Raw genomic sequence first — 15,327 nt, forward strand, 5'->3', positions numbered from 1 at the left:
CTTCCTCCTCGAATTCCTTCGTGAAACGTCGCTGCTTCGTCATCGAGTTCGCCTTTCACCTCAAGGGAACTCTCCACTTTTCCGGGGCAAGTCCAATCAGCATGTCGCCGCGTCGGTTAGTGAGGTTCTTCTGGAAATTGCGGGTGCGGCTGTCGCGGAAGTTGATCGTCTTGATCGATATGCCAAGCAGCAGGCCGGATTCTTCGGTCGCCCAGGTCACGTCGACTTTCTTGGCACCGATACCGCCAGCCATCCGACGTTCGGCGCCTGACCCGCCCAGCTCGCCCGGTTCGGCCGGACGGGCTTCCTTGCAACCGCGGCGTCGCAGCTCGGCACCGATCGTGTTGGCAACGGCGGCCGACATGGCTTCGCTGTATGCCTTCTTTTTGTCCGAAGAGGCTGTGTCGTCGGGTTTGGGCTGTAAGGATCGGAGCGCGGCGTCGATCGCCTTCTCAATCGGTGACACGTTCGCTCCTGCTACGGGTGACACGACGCTGGAACAGCAGATCGCGGGCACCACGGAGGCCGGCGACTTCCGCAGTGCTTAGGCCGAGGTGTCGCTCGAGGATGATGGTATCGACAAGATCGATCGCGCGCTGCGGCTTTGCACTGCGTAACGCTCGCCCAATCTGCGGCCGGATCGCGCGCAAATCGTCGGCGACGGCCTCGAGGGTGGCCGATGATGGCACCGGGAGCCGGTCAGCCTCTTTGGGTTCGTGCTTCAACATGCCGCCGCCATAGGCACGGCCGACAACTTCGGCGCCCAACAGCGTCGCCGAGTTAAGACAGGCGAGCGGCAGCAGCTCGCGGCCGATCGCGCGCACTGTGGGCTTCAGCTTCACGCCATATAGCGAGTTGAGGAGCTGGGCGTCGGCATCGTTTGTGATGAGACGTGGACGATCATGGTTCATGTAGGTGAACAGCAGATCGGGCCGTTCCACTATCGGCACCCGCCACCACGGCGAGCGGACACGGCATTTGTAAGCGTGATGGACGCCGGTGGCTTCGCCGTGCGCGATATAGGCGCGTGCCGCTGCGCTTGGCTTCGCACCAGGTGCGAACAGGAAGCAGCGCTTGCCCTCCTTGGCCAGCTCTTCCCACGCCGCCTGCCCGAAGGTCAGGCCACGTAGGTGCTTCGACCCCGGCGGTGAGATTGCCAGCAGCTCGCTGGCCTTCAGCTTGAGGCGAGCAATGTCGCTGCGGCTGAGCGAGAAGAAGTCGTTGTTGCCGGTGACCGCGCCCAGATAAGTTTCGCCCCAGTCGAGCAGCGTCGCGAAGCTCGATCCTTCTGTCAGGCGTGCATATATGTCGAGCGCCGCGGCCGGCAGGAGGGCTGGCGTCCATTTCTGATCGCCGGAAGGCGCATAGCCGATCCAGGAATTGGCGCAGATGCGCTCGAGGTCGGAGATATTGCGCGCCTGATAGACTTCGAAGCTGGGAGCCCCGCCCGTTCCTTCCGCAAGGAGCAGTACCACCTCCTCGAGCACGTCCGGGAACACCAGCTCTTCGAACAGGACCAGGCGTACCTTGGCGAAGCGGGACAGCAGGAAGCGGCGGACCTGTGCGGCATAATTGACGGTCAGCAATTCGGCCGGAAGCACCAGGCCGAGCCGGCCACCTTCGTTCAGGAAGTCGGAGGCGTGGATGGTGAACGCCGCCCAAGAGCTGGCGAGGCCGGTCAGTCGCACCCCCTGCGCGAGCGCCGCCTGGAGGCTTTTGGCTCGAGCGTCGCCGGTGAATTGCTGATACCGAACGTAGGGAGGGTTGCCGATCACGGCATCGAACTTCGCCGCTGGCGGTGCTTGGTCGAAGAAGTCGCCGACAGCGACCCTTCCCTCGACCTTGTGCCTCGAGAGCTGCGCGAGTGCGGCTTGAGCCGAAGCGTCATGGATTTCGATGCCGTGGAGCTGATCCGCTAGGTTTGGCGAGGCGCCGAGGCTACGCAGCCGTTCGATCGCTGGCAGCAGGAAAGCGGCATCGCCGCACGACGGTTCGAGCACGGTGTCTGTGTCGGTGCGGATCGCCCAATCGGCAATGAAGCGGGCGAGCGCCGGCGGGGTGAAGAATGCCCCTCGGGCCTTCCGCAGCGCCGGTGTGTCCATGCCTTCTTCAACCCCTCGTAACGTCGGCACCTAGCCGCGGTAATCAGATATGCCGGCTAGCATACGTTCTACTTGCGTTCCAATGGTGGTGAACAAATATACCCCACCTATGCGTGATGACAGCCGATCAGCTCGAGGCGCTGTGGGAGGCATGGGCGACCTATAGGAGGGTGCGATGGCAATGGACGTGCATATCAGCAACATCAGCGGGCACGGCGACGCCGAAAAGGAGTACGTCTATATCAAGGTCGATAATGACTGCGATATCGGCCACTATCTGCTTGGCGATACGACCTACACGGCTGAAGGCTCGGTTTCCAACAAGCTCCGCCATATCTACTGGTTTCCAGACAAGAAGGTGAAAGCTGGCGACGTTGTCGTGCTCAGGACCGGAAAGGGCACGAACACGTCAGAGAAGATGGACGATGGTCATACCAAGCATCGCTTCTACTGGCAGCTTGAATCTGCTGTTTGGAACAATGACGGCGATGCGGCAGTGCTTCTCCGAGCGCCGGAATGGAAGCACCGTAAGGTCAAATAACCCCAGAGAGAAACGCACATGCAGCCGACTACGAAGAGTGTTGAGGTTAAAACCCACTTTGGGCATCGCGTACAGGTCATTCAAGTGCAGCATTGGATCGATGCGTCATCAAAGGACGATCCTCATGGGCGTATGCCTGGACGCAAAGAGCTGCGGACCGCTGGAGGCCAAGGCATTGCGTTCGATGGATCGGTCTTCACCCTTCCGAATGGCGATACCTTCGACCCGCCTGCCTGACAAAGCGGTCTGCTGGACACTCGCAAGGCATGACGACAGGCAGGAATTATCCTCGCTTTCCGGGATCGATCCGTCGTTTTGACGATCAATTATTCTCGCTTTTGTTCAGGATTTATCGTCATTGAAGCTACTGTTTTGTTTGCTGATATTGCGGTCGGCACAGGAAAGGACCGGCAGATGAACAATGCAGCAAAGCGCGGACGCGGCCGACCAGAAGGATCGGGTCTGAACGATGAACCTGTCCTTGCCAAGATGGCGGACATGATGATCGCGGCACTGACGCTGAAACCGACCACGGCAGCCAAGCGGGTGCTGGACGCACCGGATGAGGCAACGATCCGTCGCCTTCAGGCCAAGTGGAAAAAGGCTGGCCAGCGGTATCTGGATCAGGCTCGCGCCCGGCGCGATGCGAAGATCAACCGGCAGGCGGAATCCGGCCCGGGTTTGCGGGTTGCCCGGAACATCGCGCTTGCGCAGCTCGCAGGCGAACCCATTTCGGGTGGTGCAATGTTGCTGGCTGGTATGGACACCCCTGCCCTTCGTGCGATCCGCGCGGCGCAGGAGAACCCAACGGTTCGCCTGATGCAGGAGATTTATAACAGGCCGGAGATGCGCCTGATGCGCGAGCTGTACGACAGTCCGCAGATGCGGCTGGCGCGGGAAATGGACAAGATGCGTCGGCTCGCCGGGAGGCTTTGATAACAAGACAGGATTATATGTCGGTAGTGGCTGCTTCCGGGCGGTCGCTCGCCGGGAACTGCCGGTAGAAGGTCGAGAGGCCGACGCCCAGAAGCCTTGCGATCCGGGCCGGCTTTTCGCCCACGGCAAGCAGCTTGCGCGCCGTGTCGATCCTTTCGGGGGTCATCACCAGCTTGCGCCCTCCCCCCGTGCTGCCCTTCTCGCGCGCTGCCGCCAGCCCGGCGATCGTCCGCTCCTTCACCAGCTCGCGTTCCATCTCGGCGACCGAGGCGAGGATGTGGAACAGCAGCCGGCCCGATGCCGTTGATGTGTCGAACCCGTCTGTCAGTGACCGAAAGTCGATCCCCCGCTCCGACAGGTCCGCGGCCAGCGCGATCAGACCATGGATCGAGCGGCCGAGCCGATCGAGTTTCCAGATCACCAGCGTGTCGCCGGCGCGTGCGAAGCCCAGCGCCTCGATCAGCCCCGGCCGGTCGATCTTCGCGCCGCTCGCCTTGTCGGTGAACACCTTCTCGCACCCGGCTTTCGTCAGTGCATCCAGTTGTAGCGTCAAATCCTGATCGGTCGTCGAGACACGCGCATAGCCGATCAGCATCTTTCCCGTTTCCCCGTCAAAATCGGCAGTTTTGGGAATTGTAAATCGGGAACAGGTTTTGGGAAAGCGGAACCCGCAGGCGGCCGTCAGCGCGATCGGCGCGGTGGGATTCTCGTCACAGGTTCCCAATCGGGAAGGCGTCGCAGCGGAAATCACTAATTCGGCATAACGACTGGTGTTTGGCGATCAGAACGTGCCACTGGTCGCGGGGCACAGGGGGGCTACAGATGCGCGCACTTATAATGGGATTGGTCTGCCTTTCGCTGGGAAGTGCAGCTATCGCGCGAGACCCGGCATTTGATCCGCGTGCCTGGAAGTCCAAGGTGGCCGGGGAGAAGACGCAGGTTTCGGTGCTGGGTTCGGTTCACCTCAAGAATCTGGGTGCGTTCAAGCCTGATGACCTGCTCCCCGGAAATCATGCCATTTGTAGGTTAGCTCGTCAGATGGAGACGAGCGATGCGGCGAGGCCGTTCTACCCTGCCAAGGCTATTGGCTATGGCAGTCACCACCGCGGTTACGAATCATGCCGTATGAAGAGCTTTGCCAAGGCCTTCATCCAATCCTCGCTGATAGGCTGATCTGACTCAGGAGCACGCAGCATGTTCTCCGCCCGACCGATCAGACATTGCAACAAAGCATGACGGAACGTCGCAAGATCGAGATTCGCTAGCGCGATCGCGGCTCCCGGATGTGCTAGCAAGGCATCAATTGCGCGCAGACCGACAGCATAGGTAGAGGTCCAGGCATCATGCCGCGCGTCCGGTAGTTCCGCCAGCACCGCTGCGATCGCCTGACGCTCCGCGCTGATCAAGAAGGCCAGGATACGCCTCCCGACGCTGCAGAATGCATCGCGAAAGTCTTCCGCATCCACGTCCTCATGAAGTCCGCTTTCTTCCAGTTCAAGCTTGCGCCGCAGAAGGCGCATCAAGAGATCACTGCGGCCATGAAAGCGTGTGTAGATCGTCTTCTTGCTGACAGCAGCCGCACGTGCGATCCGTTCGACCGAGAGTTCGCGGGCACCCTTTGCGAGCAGCAAGTCCCAAGTGGCGGCCAGGATCCGGTCTTCCAGACTGGCCGCCTCTTTGGCACTCGGCCGGCCTATCCGACCGCGTTGGCTTTTCGGCATTCTCTTTTCACCGACCATCGCGGCTCTTCCTTACATCGCTCCGAGCTTTGATCGGTCCCGGTCAGCGTCGGCGACGACCGCTCGAGCCGTTCCGACGATGCCCAGAGGCTGAGCATGATCGGCCGTGGCGCAGCTTGCTCGCGGGCTGCGCCGCACCATCCGACCCAAGCTGCTCGCCAGGGTTAACCGCCCCTCATAGGCCCGGCGTGTTACAGGCAGAACGGCTGCGCAAGGTCCGGAGTGATGCGGACGAGTTGACCCGAGCTCGCGTCGAGACAGCATAACGTCGAGTGCACCTCGGCGACCGTCTCGCCGTCCCTGCCGATATGCGTCGAGAACCATGCTCGCGACGCTGTGTGCTTGGTAATCTGAACCGTCGCGATGAGACTATCGCGGTGATAGGCCGGTTTTCGATAGAAGATCTCGTGACTAGCGACGATCCAGCGAAGCCGGTCGACATCTTCCTTCCTCGCCACCGCGCGCCAGTACGCGGTTATCGCCTGCTGCACCCACTGCAGGTACACAGCATTGTTGACGTGGCCCAGTTCGTCGATCGCGTCCGCCGAAACGGTGATGGCATGCCGATGCGAACGGTATTGCGAGCGCCCCTCAGGCCCGCTGGACGGATCAGTGCCAGCCTGCTTCACCGATCCACCGGAGCGCCGTCAGCGACGGCATGAAGAGATATTCGCCGCCCATCAGACGGTTGAAGGTGGTCACGCCGTTGACGCGCTTTCGCGCCGGCTCCTGCGGAATGGTGAAGGTCCCGGGCTCCTCGTGCAGCGCGACGATCGGGTCCTTTTCGGTGCCAAGATCGATGAAGTTGCCCCGGTTGATCCATTCCTGCTGGAGGAACTCGATCGTATCGTACGCCCGCGCGCTGATGAAGATGAAGAAGATGCCGCGATCGTCTTTCGCATCGTCGGCCGCCGTCACGTCCGGAGTCCACTTGGGGCCGAAGGTGGAAGAGCGCCGGATGATGCGGTGAATGTTGACGTCGGTCAGGATCGTCAACTGGCTGTCGCGCGGGTTCAGACGGCGCATGTGCGCTGAATGCGGACAGACCAGTCCCTTGGGATCTTCCGCGAAATTAAAGTCGTTGTTGCGTGATCGATCCGCCCCCAGCGCCTCGTCGTCATGATCCGGTGCCAGGATCAGCGGCGCGCCGCTGCGCCAGCGGCCGAACATCTTGGCCGCCAGCTTCTCCTGGTCGGCTTCGCTGTCGGCGTTTGCGCGGATGAAATCGTTGAAGGCGCCAACCGCGCTCTGATATTTGCGCAGGACCACGAACGATCCGTTGCGACCGAGCGGGGCCGGTTCGGGCATTGCGACTGGCGCGCCGGTCTCGCTGTTTTCGCCCAGGATGAACTCGCCCGCCGCGATCGCGCGCTCGTCGCCCCGCGGGTCCACCCCGCCGCCCGCCACTGTCGGCTGCGAGATGGAGTCGCGAAATCCGAAAGGGTTCTTGGCATCGGCATCCGCCCCGAAGCTGTGCGTGCCGACGAGCGTGACACCATGCGAGGCTTCCAACTCGGTCATGGCAACTTTGATCGCCTTTTCAAGCGCGTCTTCGTCGCGGGCATAGATCGTCAGCGCGATATGGCAGGTGCCGGGCCGAAAGGCATCTTCCCACCGGTCGGGTGCATTCTCGCCGAAGTCGCGCAGTTGCTCGGCTCGGGCCGCCATGCCCTGTTGAAATGGCAGGGGAAAGCTCTTCAGCGATGCCTCTGGCACGCCCAGCGCCTTCAGGCCGGCATGGCTGATCGCGACGCCGGTCCAGGAGTCCATGTCGTCCGTCCAATCGTCGGCCGAGGGGATGTGCGGCGCGAGCCGGCGGACCAGATCGCGACCGCCTTCCGCTTCATCGACGTGCAGCATCGCGTGCAGGCCGACATAGGGCTCGGGCCGCGATCGCAGGATCAGGGCCTGGATGTCGTCGAGCTGCAGCTTGACCCGCTCCCGGCTGAAGCGCGCCCTCAGGTCCGCCAGAACGCTCATGTCAGTAATCCACCCCTTCCGGCTTGGAGATGGCGTCGGTAAGTTGGCCGAGCGCCGCCTTGGTCGTCGGGTCGATGCCCATGTTGGCGGCCTCTGCATCGAGGAACGCGTTGAGCGCCTTCTCCATTCGCTGGAAACGGCGTACGTCGACCACCGTCACCTGCGGATTGGCAACGAACCAGCCGGCAGCGTCGATCTGGTGGTCGGCGATGAAATCCTTCACCTTGGGGCTGTCGATCCCCGGCCAGCCTTCGACGTTGGCGAACAGAAGGTCCATGAGCTCGGGAATTTTGGTCGCAAAGTCATTGATGTAGGCATCCCAGTCGCCGTCGTAAGCGGTCGCGAACAGAATGCGCGTATCATCGTCGAAAAAGACAAAGCGCATGTCGTGCAGGGTGGAGACGCGCTGGGCCCCGTCCATGTTGCCGCCGGTGAGATCGAAGATCCGCCGCAGGCGCTCTGCGCCGCCCGGCTTGAGCGTCGCGATGGCGGTGAGTTCGGACACGTTGCCGGATTGCTTGCCGGCGCGGCCGGCCGACCGGGCGCTGCCCTTCAGATCCGGATTATGTTTGCGGATCATCGCTTCAAGCGCGATCTTGGCGAGGTGGGGTGCATCGGCGGCGACTTCCTCCACCCGGCGACGGATTTCCTGAAGCGTGCTCTCATCCGCGAGGCGCGGATCCTTGTTGTCTGTGGTCATCACGACCTCCTGCTTGTTCAGTCGGGAATGTCATCAAGCTGGTCAGGCTCGATCCGGGCGCGCGCGTTCATCCGATGGCGGTAGCTGGTCGAGCGTTCGTAAGCCGCCCGGCGGATGCGCATGATCTGGCCAAGCGGGCGATGCGCCTCTACGCCGTTCCATGGATTGAAAGACAGGACGTCGTCGCCATACACCTGGCGTGCCGGGGCGTAAGCGTCCTGCGCTGCGAACCGCAGCGTCGCGATCGGGCGATGCGGCGACACCTTCTCGTCCCAGCGTACCGCCGCATCCTCGACCGGCATCTCCGCCAGATCGGTGCAGAGCTGCGCCGACAGGGCATATTCCGCGCCCTGGCCGGCGAAATGCTCCACCATAACATCCCGCATCGTGGAAAAATCCGCCTTGCCCACCGGCTGTCCCGTCAAGGCCCGGACGTTATCGGAAGCTGGGGACAGAGCCAGCTTGGCGACATGGTCACCGAAGCGGATAGCACCTTGCGTATGGTAGCTCTCGCCGAGCGGATGATGGTTGTCGCGCGCCAAACCTTCGAGTGTCGCCCCGGGCGTCATCCCCAACGCCTCCACTGTCTTCTTGGCACCCCGCGCAGTGCCCGCGATCAGCCGCTGGAAGGTGTCGGGCGCATGCGCATTCGCCTCAAGAAGGCTCAGCATCAGCTTGTATTTGGCGATGGTGCCAAAGGCGAGGACGGGAAAGTTCACCATCAGGAAATCCTGGTTGGCGCCCCCGATATCGGGCGACAACCGCTCTCCTTCGACGCCGATCACCTTGATCGCGAAGCCTCGCGGCGCAGGGATCGCGTCCGAATGAATGTCGCTGGGCGCCGAGGACAGCCGTGCGACCACGCCGTAGGTGCATGGGTGTACGAAGATGCCCTGCCGCAGTTCCGGCGCCAGATCGTCGTGAACCGTCAACGTGCCCCTCAGGACGGCATGGGACTTGGCATGCGCGTCGCGGATCGCATGGCGGTGATGCTCGAAAGCGCAGCGGTTCCCGGCCGCCATCTGCTCGACGATCTCGGCCGTCAGGCGCTCTTCATCTTCGGCGATCGTCTCGATGTCGGACGAATAGAGAAGCGGTGCTTTCAAAGCCTGACCTCGTCTGTTGCCCATGTCCCGACGCCGGTTGCGGCGCCGCTTGGCCCAGCCATTTCCCGGCAATTACCCACCAACAACACTAGGGGAACCGAATGGTTCCCTTTCTTGCTGACTCGACCAGGTCTCTACGTGAGGCAACTATCGATGTAGGTGGCAGCGATCAGCGACACGAAGTCTCGTGGCCATGCGAAGCGAGGTCGCAGCCACTACGAGCGGCTAGAATGAGTGCGCGATACACTACAGCCGCGGAAACGGTGGAGCTTGCGCTCCTTGGCGAGGATTGCCCTCCATTCAGGCCTCGGTGGCGGACGTCCCGACCATCGCGCCGAAGCCGACGAGGCGCGAATACGCCAGCATGGCATAGCCGATGGCAAGGCTTGCAAGGGTCAGGGCCGGGATCGTGACCTCGCCCAGGCTCGCATGCATCTGGTTCAACGGGACGAACGTGTGGACGCCGGCGGTGGACGGGATCAAGTGAGATAGGGCGGCGACGAAGCCCGGCATTTGATCGAGCGGATAGGCGGTCCCGGTGAGGAAGAAGAACGGCACCGAGGTCGGTGCCAGGATGTAGGTTGCCCGCTCGGCGCAATCGAACACGCTGCCGATGAGCAGCCCTAGGGCAGCAACCGCCGTGGCGAAGACAGGGACCATCACCATCATGCCGGTAATGTCGCCATCGACGGGCACAGCCTGGAGCCAGAAGATGAACCCGAAGAGGAAATAACACCCTAGAATGCCCACCGACGCGAACGCCGCCAGCGTTCCCCAGAACTCCGCGACACCCATCCGCCATGCGCCGGAGCGGCGTCGTCCGCCCATGAAGGTAGCGGCGCCGAAGAGCAGCGTCTGCTGAACGATGATTACCGCTACGGCCGGAAAGACATAGCCCTTGTAACCACCCGTCCGATTGAACAACGGTTCGGTGGTGACCGCGACGGGCAGCCCGCCGCGACTGAGTTGGGTTCCGGGGATCAGCCGTGAAGTGGCGATGTTCTGGATGACAGCCGTCACTGCTTCGCCGATGGTGCTGGCGCGCAGGAGGTAGGTTGCATTGACCCACACGGCGACGCCGGCGCCGGGCGTTCCGGTGCGAAGCTGACGCTCCAGATTATCGGAAATCAGGATGATCCCGTCAGCCTTGCCGATTCGCATGATCTGCCTGGCCGTGGCCACGTTCGGGACGACCTCGGCAACCCGGATGGCGCGCGTGGCGTCCAGGTCGACGATCATCGCTCTACTGAGGGCGCTGCCATCCTGGTCAACCACGACGACGGGCAGCTTCTGGGCAGCTTCGTGCGAGTAGGGCGCAGGATAGTAGAATGCGTAGAGGACGACGGCGAGCAGCGTTGTGCTGAGCAGCGTGCGCGACGTCAGAATGGTGCGCCACGTTGCGAGGAAGGCGAGATCGAAGCTCATGCTCGGCGAATCCTCGCCATGATCAGAGCGACCGATCCGCCCCAGGCGATGACGACATAGGCTGCCAACGTCATGGCCGGAGCGACCATTGCCGCAACTGACTGGCCACTGACCTCACCCATCTGGAGAGCGATGTAGTGGGTCAGCGGCAGCACGTTGCTCCAGATGTGGGCAAAGGCGTTGGCGCCGTTCAGCGGTAACGTCGCGCCCGAATAGGCAAGCGCCGAACCGGCATAGACGGCGCTCGCCGACAGAGCGGTCGCGGTTTCGCGTGTCACCGCGACGAGCAGGGCCGCAATTGCTGCGGTCGCCGCGTAGAACAGCGTCTGCCCTAATGCGATCAGCGGCAGGCTCCCCTCGATGCGCCATCCGCGCGCCAGAGTGAGATAAAGAAGCCAGACGATGCCCCACAGGCTGATGGCAGCGACATAGGGCAGCATCTTGCCCGCCAGAGCCGGCGCAACCCTGCCGCTGGCCGATGCCCAGTCGGACAGTGATCCGTTCCGCAGTTCGCGGCCGATCGCCATCGCACAGACGCAGGCGGCCACGAGGTGAAGAACCGCCGGAAAGATCAGCAGGCCCAGGAACCATTCGAAGCTGACCGGCGCGTTGCCGAGCGGCGTCGCCTCAACGGCGAGCCGACGGACACGGCTGGCCGGCACGGCATGGTTCATGAGCTGGTTCGCGGCAATCTCGGGGATGGCTTCGCGGATTGCTTCGGCGGCTGCACGGGACACCTGCCCACCGGCGCTCAGGAAGCTGCCGTTATAGAGGATGCGGACGACCGGTTCGCGATGACGCGCGACGCTCTCGCCAAGGCCAGCGGGAACATGCACGAAGCCTATGACGTTGCCCGCGCGGACCGCACGAACGGCCTCGACCTCGCCCGGATAGAGCCCCGTGAGATGAACGAGCGGTGATGCGTCGAGCGCGCGGATGATGGCCCGGCTAGCGGTGCTGCCGTCACTATCTACAACGGCCAGCGGCAGCTGACGCATCGGCCCTTGCCAGAAGGTGGCGGCGACGATGAAGATCAGGATGCCGGGCACCAGAGTCAGCCCCGCCAGGTCCCAGTATTCGTGACGAAGATGACGCAGCTCAAGCGTGAGAGCCTGCCGGAACGCGTTCATTGCGGCCAGTCGAACAGGACGCTCATTCCCGGGCGCAACTTCGCGATCGGCGCAACCGGACGCAGCCGGACCTCGAAGGTGCGCACGTCATAGCCCGATGCCTCGCGCGTCGCGCGCCAGGTCGCGAAATCCCCCCTTGGCGCGATCAGGTAGACCTTGAAGTCGGCATCGCGCCCCAGCGCCGGAACATGGCCGCGCAGTATCGTGCCGACACTGAGGCCGCGATAGTGATCCTCCCGCAGGTTCAGCGCGACCCACGGGTGATCGATGTCGATGACCTGATAGGCCGGGATGACGGGACTGACGACCTCGCCGGGCTGGACGAGCTTGCGCGCCACCTCGCCGGCTATCGGTGAGACCAGCCGCGTTTCCTGCCCGAGTGCCGTGGCGGTTCGCAGCCCGGCCTCGGCAATCCGGACCTGGGCGTTGACGGCCTGCTTGTTCTGCGGACGCGCGCCCGCCAATGCCTTCAGATACTGCTGGCGAGCTGCTTCGGCATTGCGCGCGCTGCTGTCTCGCGCCGCAGCCGCCTCGTCCCGGCGTTGGGCAGCGACCACGCCTTCGGCGTAAAGGTTGGCGGTGCGGCGGCTCGTGACGGCAGCAAGATCCGCTGCCGCCTGAGCCGCCTGCCATGTCGAACGCAGCGTCGCGACATCCTCGGTCCGCGCGCCCTCATTGGTTTCAGACGCGACCGCGCGCGCGGCGTCGAGAGCGCCCTGCGCCTGCGCCTGGCTGCCGGCGATCTCCGGGCTGGACAGGGTGGCAAGCAGCGTGCCCGCTTGCACGCGCTGGCCTTCCTCCGCAATCAGACGCTCGACGCGCGCCAGCGCCTTGGTGCCGACATTGACCTCGTCCGCATCGACCATACCCTGCAGCTGCTCAGGTGCCGGACGGCTCGCCAGCCAGAGGCCCGCCGCGACGACGGCGACGACGACCATAGCGACGAGGATCGCGATCGGTCGCGCGCGTCGCTTCGTCCGGGTGGCTGATCCCTCGCTCACTTATCATCCCCCAGACGTCTATCGGCGCGGGCCAGATAGGTGGTGAAGTCGTCAATGCGGTGACTGGCCGCGAGCAACCCGGCGAGGGCCAGATCATATTCATAGGCTGCCGCGATCCGCTGGGTCTGCGTGGTCGCAAGCGTGGCCTCGGCATCGACCAGCGAGGAGGATGGCGTCTCGCCCTCTCTGAAGGAGATGCGCTGAACCCTGAGGTTCTCCCGCGCTGCCGCCAGATTGCTGTCGAGCAGCAGAAAGGATCGGCGAGCCGTCTCGACCAGGTTCCAGGCCCGGACGATCTCGCCTGCGACATCCTTGCGCGCCTGGGCTGCCGCATCTGCCGCCGCTCGCTCCCGTTCACGCGCCGCGTCGAGCGACTTCCTGCGGTCAAAGTTGGACAGCAGGGTGTAGCGCAGGGTGACCCCTGCGACCCAGTCCGGTTCCGTGGGCAGAGCGTTGTCGCGGTTGGCGTTGTAGCTGCCGAACGCGAAGGCTTGCGGGCGGTAGCGCGATTTCGCCAAGCCGACGCCCGCACTGGCGATGTCGCGTGCTGCGTCGGCGCCGCGTGCCCGGGGCGTCGCGTCTATGCCTTCCAGGAACGTGCCGACGGGAGGCAGTGGCTGCGAATTGACGAACAGCGGCGTCGATGCGCCGACGCCGGCGGGTCGGTCCAGCAACCGCGACAGTGCGTCGGCAGCAGTCGCTTCCTCGAGTTGCGCGCGAATGAAGGCGCGTTCGGCGGCGTCGCGGGCGACCTGAACCTGGAGGACGCGCGCATGGGGAATGACCCCGTTCTGCTCGAGCTTCACGGCATCCGACAGATGCCGATCGAACCCTGCGAGCGTCTCGCGCGTCGACCGGGTCAGCTGGGCGGCCACCTGCTGACCGAAATAGGTGCGGACCAACCCGACGCGAGACAGGTCGCGACCACCCGCCTGCCTGGCGCGGGCCACCTCGACCGCGCCGTCCGCACCCGCCTGGATCGCCGGGATCGCACCGCCCGTGTAGAGCGGCATGGCAGCAGTGATGGCCGGCCGGAAGACAGTGTCGCTTGTCTGATACTGAAGCGTGTCGGGGATCGCGCCGAAGATCGTCGGCAGGGCGGCACCCACCCGCTGGCTCACCTCACCGACCACCTGCTGCAATCCCGCGGGGAACTGGCCGGGCAATTGCGACAGGAAGTTCGTCGCGGCTGCTGCGGCATTGTCCTTCGGTCCGGTCAGGTCGAGCGACAAGGTCTTCTGGTACTCGATGACGCTTGCCGACGTGGTGACCACCGGACGGTTCAGGCTGCGGGTGGCGCCGGCAATCAACTCGCTTGCCCGGACGGCGTGGTCCTCACCCGAAAGCCCGGGGGAGGCGTCATCGACCCGCGCCAGGGCCGCATCGAAGCTTAGCGTTTGCGGGACCTGCTCGCCCTGGGTTTGGGCATGCGCCGTCGCGGCGCAAAGCAGAGCGGCGATCGGGGCACTTTGCCATGCAGGGCGACGCATCATACGGTCGCCTCCGATCCGCTCAAGAACAGATTGCGCACGCTCCGAGCGAGCCGAACCGGCCGAAGCGAGGTGACATCGACGCTGCACCACACGCTCCTGACCTCGGCCAGCACGGTCTCGCCACGTCGTATCGTGGCATCGAAAGACTTTGCACCGACGACGCGTTCCAGGAGCATCTGAACGTCGAAACGCTCCTCGAGAAAAGCAGGGCAACTATAGCTGATCTCGTGCTTCAGGGCGATCCATGCGACCGAGCGCACCACGTCGCCAGGAGCGTTCTGCCTCCGGAAGGACGTCACCGCGTCCTGGATCCACCGCAGATAGACCGTGTTGTTCACGTGCCCCATGTGGTCGATGTCCGAGGCGTCCACCTCAAACGTGCAGATATGGCCTTTGCCGCCGTCGGGCATCTGATCCGTGTCCAGGGCATCGTTGACAACGATCAAACCCTTGCACATATTGTCATTAATGACAATAGCGACGGCCTCCCCGCGACGTCGTCGGCGACATCCGGACGAGCTTCGCGCCGAGGCAATCGCCGCAGCCCGGAAGATCCTCGTCGAGGATGGACCCGCCGCCATTACGCTCCAGGCTGTAGCCGCAGCGCTTGGCATGACGCACGGAAGCATCACTCATCACTTCGGCACCGCCGCCAACCTTCAGGCGGCCGTGGCGGACGTGCTGATCGAGCAGCTGCTGGCGGGCGTTCGAAGCGGTGCAGGTGCGCTGAAGGCCGGGACGATCGATGAGGCGGCCCTGGTCGATCTGGTGTTCGATGTGTTCGAGGAAACCGGCGTCGGCCGACTGATCGGCTTCCTCGCCGCCTTCGGCAGCCCGCTCCTGCGGCCGCTGTTCGAGAAGTTAGCGCGTCTCCCCCGCGACATCTCAACCGACGAGCAGCAAGGCTCGGCGTTCACCGAGCCGGAGTTGCTCGCCATCATCGAGAGCGTTGTTACGCCGGCGCTGAGCGCCTCCCTGATCGGCGCGGAGCTTCTGCAAGCGCTTAATCTCGAGCCATTCACGATCCGCCAACGTGTTTCCCGTAATCTCGCGGTTCACCGCAATATGCGAGTTGTCGAGTCTAAAGGCTCGGTCGGCGGCTAGCCAAACTTCTCTGTCAGTAGGACTGAACTGGGCGCCTGTGCAGATTAATCGGAACCTCTTACTGCGAGCC

16 protein-coding genes are annotated in these 15,327 nt (G+C 63.6%); 3 read left to right on the top strand and 13 right to left on the bottom strand.

Annotation, left to right across the window (positions count from 1 at the left end; translation table 11 throughout):
• Positions 1–55: 55 nt before the first annotated feature.
• Together ACQKJZ_RS03270 and ACQKJZ_RS03275 are read right to left on the bottom strand one after the other, a co-directional pair.
• On the bottom strand, positions 56–466 hold the full coding sequence (locus ACQKJZ_RS03270; protein WP_427729978.1) for a hypothetical protein: 411 nt from the start codon (positions 464–466) through the stop codon (positions 56–58).
• Complete coding sequence (locus ACQKJZ_RS03275; RefSeq protein WP_427729979.1) at positions 453–2,102, bottom strand: N-6 DNA methylase; 1,650 nt, start codon at positions 2,100–2,102, stop codon at positions 453–455. The genes ACQKJZ_RS03270 and ACQKJZ_RS03275 overlap by 14 nt, the downstream gene beginning before the upstream one ends.
• A 175-nt stretch (positions 2,103–2,277) precedes the next feature.
• Here ACQKJZ_RS03275 and ACQKJZ_RS03280 point away from each other — a divergent pair, with 175 nt between their 5' ends.
• Both ACQKJZ_RS03280 and ACQKJZ_RS03285 read left to right on the top strand, forming a co-directional pair.
• Positions 2,278–2,643 (top strand): hypothetical protein, encoded by a 366-nt coding sequence (locus ACQKJZ_RS03280; protein WP_300501322.1) that lies wholly within the window; start codon positions 2,278–2,280, stop codon positions 2,641–2,643.
• 315 nt (positions 2,644–2,958) lie between these two features.
• Positions 2,959–3,579, top strand: a complete 621-nt coding sequence (locus ACQKJZ_RS03285; protein ID WP_191864902.1) for a hypothetical protein — start codon at positions 2,959–2,961, stop codon at positions 3,577–3,579.
• A gap of 13 nt (positions 3,580–3,592) precedes the next feature.
• On the opposite strand, the gene ACQKJZ_RS03290 is transcribed toward ACQKJZ_RS03285, so the two are convergent.
• The 11 genes from ACQKJZ_RS03290 to ACQKJZ_RS03340 all read right to left on the bottom strand — a co-directional run bounded on the left by ACQKJZ_RS03290 (position 3,593) and on the right by ACQKJZ_RS03340 (position 14,563).
• Positions 3,593–4,174 carry a recombinase family protein gene (locus ACQKJZ_RS03290; RefSeq protein WP_191864903.1) on the bottom strand — a complete coding sequence of 194 codons (582 nt, stop codon included), beginning with the start codon at positions 4,172–4,174 and terminating at the stop codon, positions 3,593–3,595.
• Positions 4,175–4,688: 514 nt separating this feature from the next.
• On the bottom strand, positions 4,689–5,318 hold the full coding sequence (locus ACQKJZ_RS03295) for a TetR/AcrR family transcriptional regulator (protein WP_082442114.1): 630 nt from the start codon (positions 5,316–5,318) through the stop codon (positions 4,689–4,691).
• Between the two features lie 191 nt (positions 5,319–5,509).
• Complete coding sequence (locus ACQKJZ_RS03300) at positions 5,510–5,947, bottom strand: acyl-CoA thioesterase (protein ID WP_056433095.1); 438 nt, start codon at positions 5,945–5,947, stop codon at positions 5,510–5,512.
• Positions 5,928–7,298: a Dyp-type peroxidase gene (locus ACQKJZ_RS03305; RefSeq protein WP_427729980.1), complete on the bottom strand. Its 1,371-nt coding sequence runs from the start codon at positions 7,296–7,298 to the stop codon at positions 5,928–5,930. The genes ACQKJZ_RS03300 and ACQKJZ_RS03305 overlap by 20 nt, the downstream gene beginning before the upstream one ends.
• A 1-nt stretch (position 7,299) precedes the next feature.
• A complete protein-coding gene (locus tag ACQKJZ_RS03310) occupies positions 7,300–7,998 on the bottom strand; it encodes a hypothetical protein (RefSeq protein ID WP_312488871.1) in 699 nt (232 codons plus the stop codon).
• A 17-nt stretch (positions 7,999–8,015) separates the two neighbouring features.
• A complete protein-coding gene (locus ACQKJZ_RS03315) occupies positions 8,016–9,104 on the bottom strand; it encodes a catalase family protein (RefSeq protein WP_427729981.1) in 1,089 nt (362 codons plus the stop codon).
• Positions 9,105–9,404: 300 nt separating this feature from the next.
• A complete protein-coding gene (locus tag ACQKJZ_RS03320; RefSeq protein ID WP_387425285.1) occupies positions 9,405–10,529 on the bottom strand; it encodes an ABC transporter permease in 1,125 nt (374 codons plus the stop codon).
• Positions 10,526–11,659: an ABC transporter permease gene (locus tag ACQKJZ_RS03325; protein ID WP_387425286.1), complete on the bottom strand. Its 1,134-nt coding sequence runs from the start codon at positions 11,657–11,659 to the stop codon at positions 10,526–10,528. The genes ACQKJZ_RS03320 and ACQKJZ_RS03325 overlap by 4 nt, the downstream gene beginning before the upstream one ends.
• Entirely contained in the window at positions 11,656–12,660 is a 1,005-nt protein-coding gene (locus tag ACQKJZ_RS03330; RefSeq protein ID WP_387425287.1) for an HlyD family secretion protein, read from the bottom strand. The genes ACQKJZ_RS03325 and ACQKJZ_RS03330 overlap by 4 nt, the downstream gene beginning before the upstream one ends.
• Entirely contained in the window at positions 12,657–14,153 is a 1,497-nt protein-coding gene (locus ACQKJZ_RS03335; RefSeq protein ID WP_387425288.1) for a TolC family protein, read from the bottom strand. The genes ACQKJZ_RS03330 and ACQKJZ_RS03335 overlap by 4 nt, the downstream gene beginning before the upstream one ends.
• A complete protein-coding gene (locus ACQKJZ_RS03340; protein WP_387425289.1) occupies positions 14,150–14,563 on the bottom strand; it encodes an acyl-CoA thioesterase in 414 nt (137 codons plus the stop codon). The genes ACQKJZ_RS03335 and ACQKJZ_RS03340 overlap by 4 nt, the downstream gene beginning before the upstream one ends.
• 22 nt (positions 14,564–14,585) lie before the next feature.
• Between ACQKJZ_RS03340 and ACQKJZ_RS03345 the strand changes: the two genes are divergently transcribed.
• Entirely contained in the window at positions 14,586–15,257 is a 672-nt protein-coding gene (locus ACQKJZ_RS03345; RefSeq protein ID WP_427729982.1) for a TetR/AcrR family transcriptional regulator, read from the top strand.
• The last annotated feature ends 70 nt before the right edge of the window (positions 15,258–15,327 follow it).

It is taken from the genome of Sphingomonas sp. NPDC019816, from assembly GCF_050274375.1.
Lineage (GTDB): Bacteria > Pseudomonadota > Alphaproteobacteria > Sphingomonadales > Sphingomonadaceae > Sphingomonas.

Coding starts and splice junctions, on each gene's coding strand:
- ACQKJZ_RS03305 (WP_427729980.1), bottom strand. CDS start 7,298: ATGAGCGTTCTGGCGGACCTGAGGGCGCGCTTCAGCCGGGAGCGGGTC.
- ACQKJZ_RS03295 (WP_082442114.1), bottom strand. CDS start 5,318: ATGGTCGGTGAAAAGAGAATGCCGAAAAGCCAACGCGGTCGGATAGGC.
- ACQKJZ_RS03275 (WP_427729979.1), bottom strand. CDS start 2,102: ATGGACACACCGGCGCTGCGGAAGGCCCGAGGGGCATTCTTCACCCCG.
- ACQKJZ_RS03340 (WP_387425289.1), bottom strand. CDS start 14,563: ATGCCCGACGGCGGCAAAGGCCATATCTGCACGTTTGAGGTGGACGCC.
- ACQKJZ_RS03335 (WP_387425288.1), bottom strand. CDS start 14,153: ATGATGCGTCGCCCTGCATGGCAAAGTGCCCCGATCGCCGCTCTGCTT.
- ACQKJZ_RS03325 (WP_387425286.1), bottom strand. CDS start 11,659: ATGAACGCGTTCCGGCAGGCTCTCACGCTTGAGCTGCGTCATCTTCGT.
- ACQKJZ_RS03290 (WP_191864903.1), bottom strand. CDS start 4,174: ATGCTGATCGGCTATGCGCGTGTCTCGACGACCGATCAGGATTTGACG.
- ACQKJZ_RS03310 (WP_312488871.1), bottom strand. CDS start 7,998: ATGACCACAGACAACAAGGATCCGCGCCTCGCGGATGAGAGCACGCTT.
- ACQKJZ_RS03280 (WP_300501322.1), top strand. CDS start 2,278: ATGGCAATGGACGTGCATATCAGCAACATCAGCGGGCACGGCGACGCC.
- ACQKJZ_RS03320 (WP_387425285.1), bottom strand. CDS start 10,529: ATGAGCTTCGATCTCGCCTTCCTCGCAACGTGGCGCACCATTCTGACG.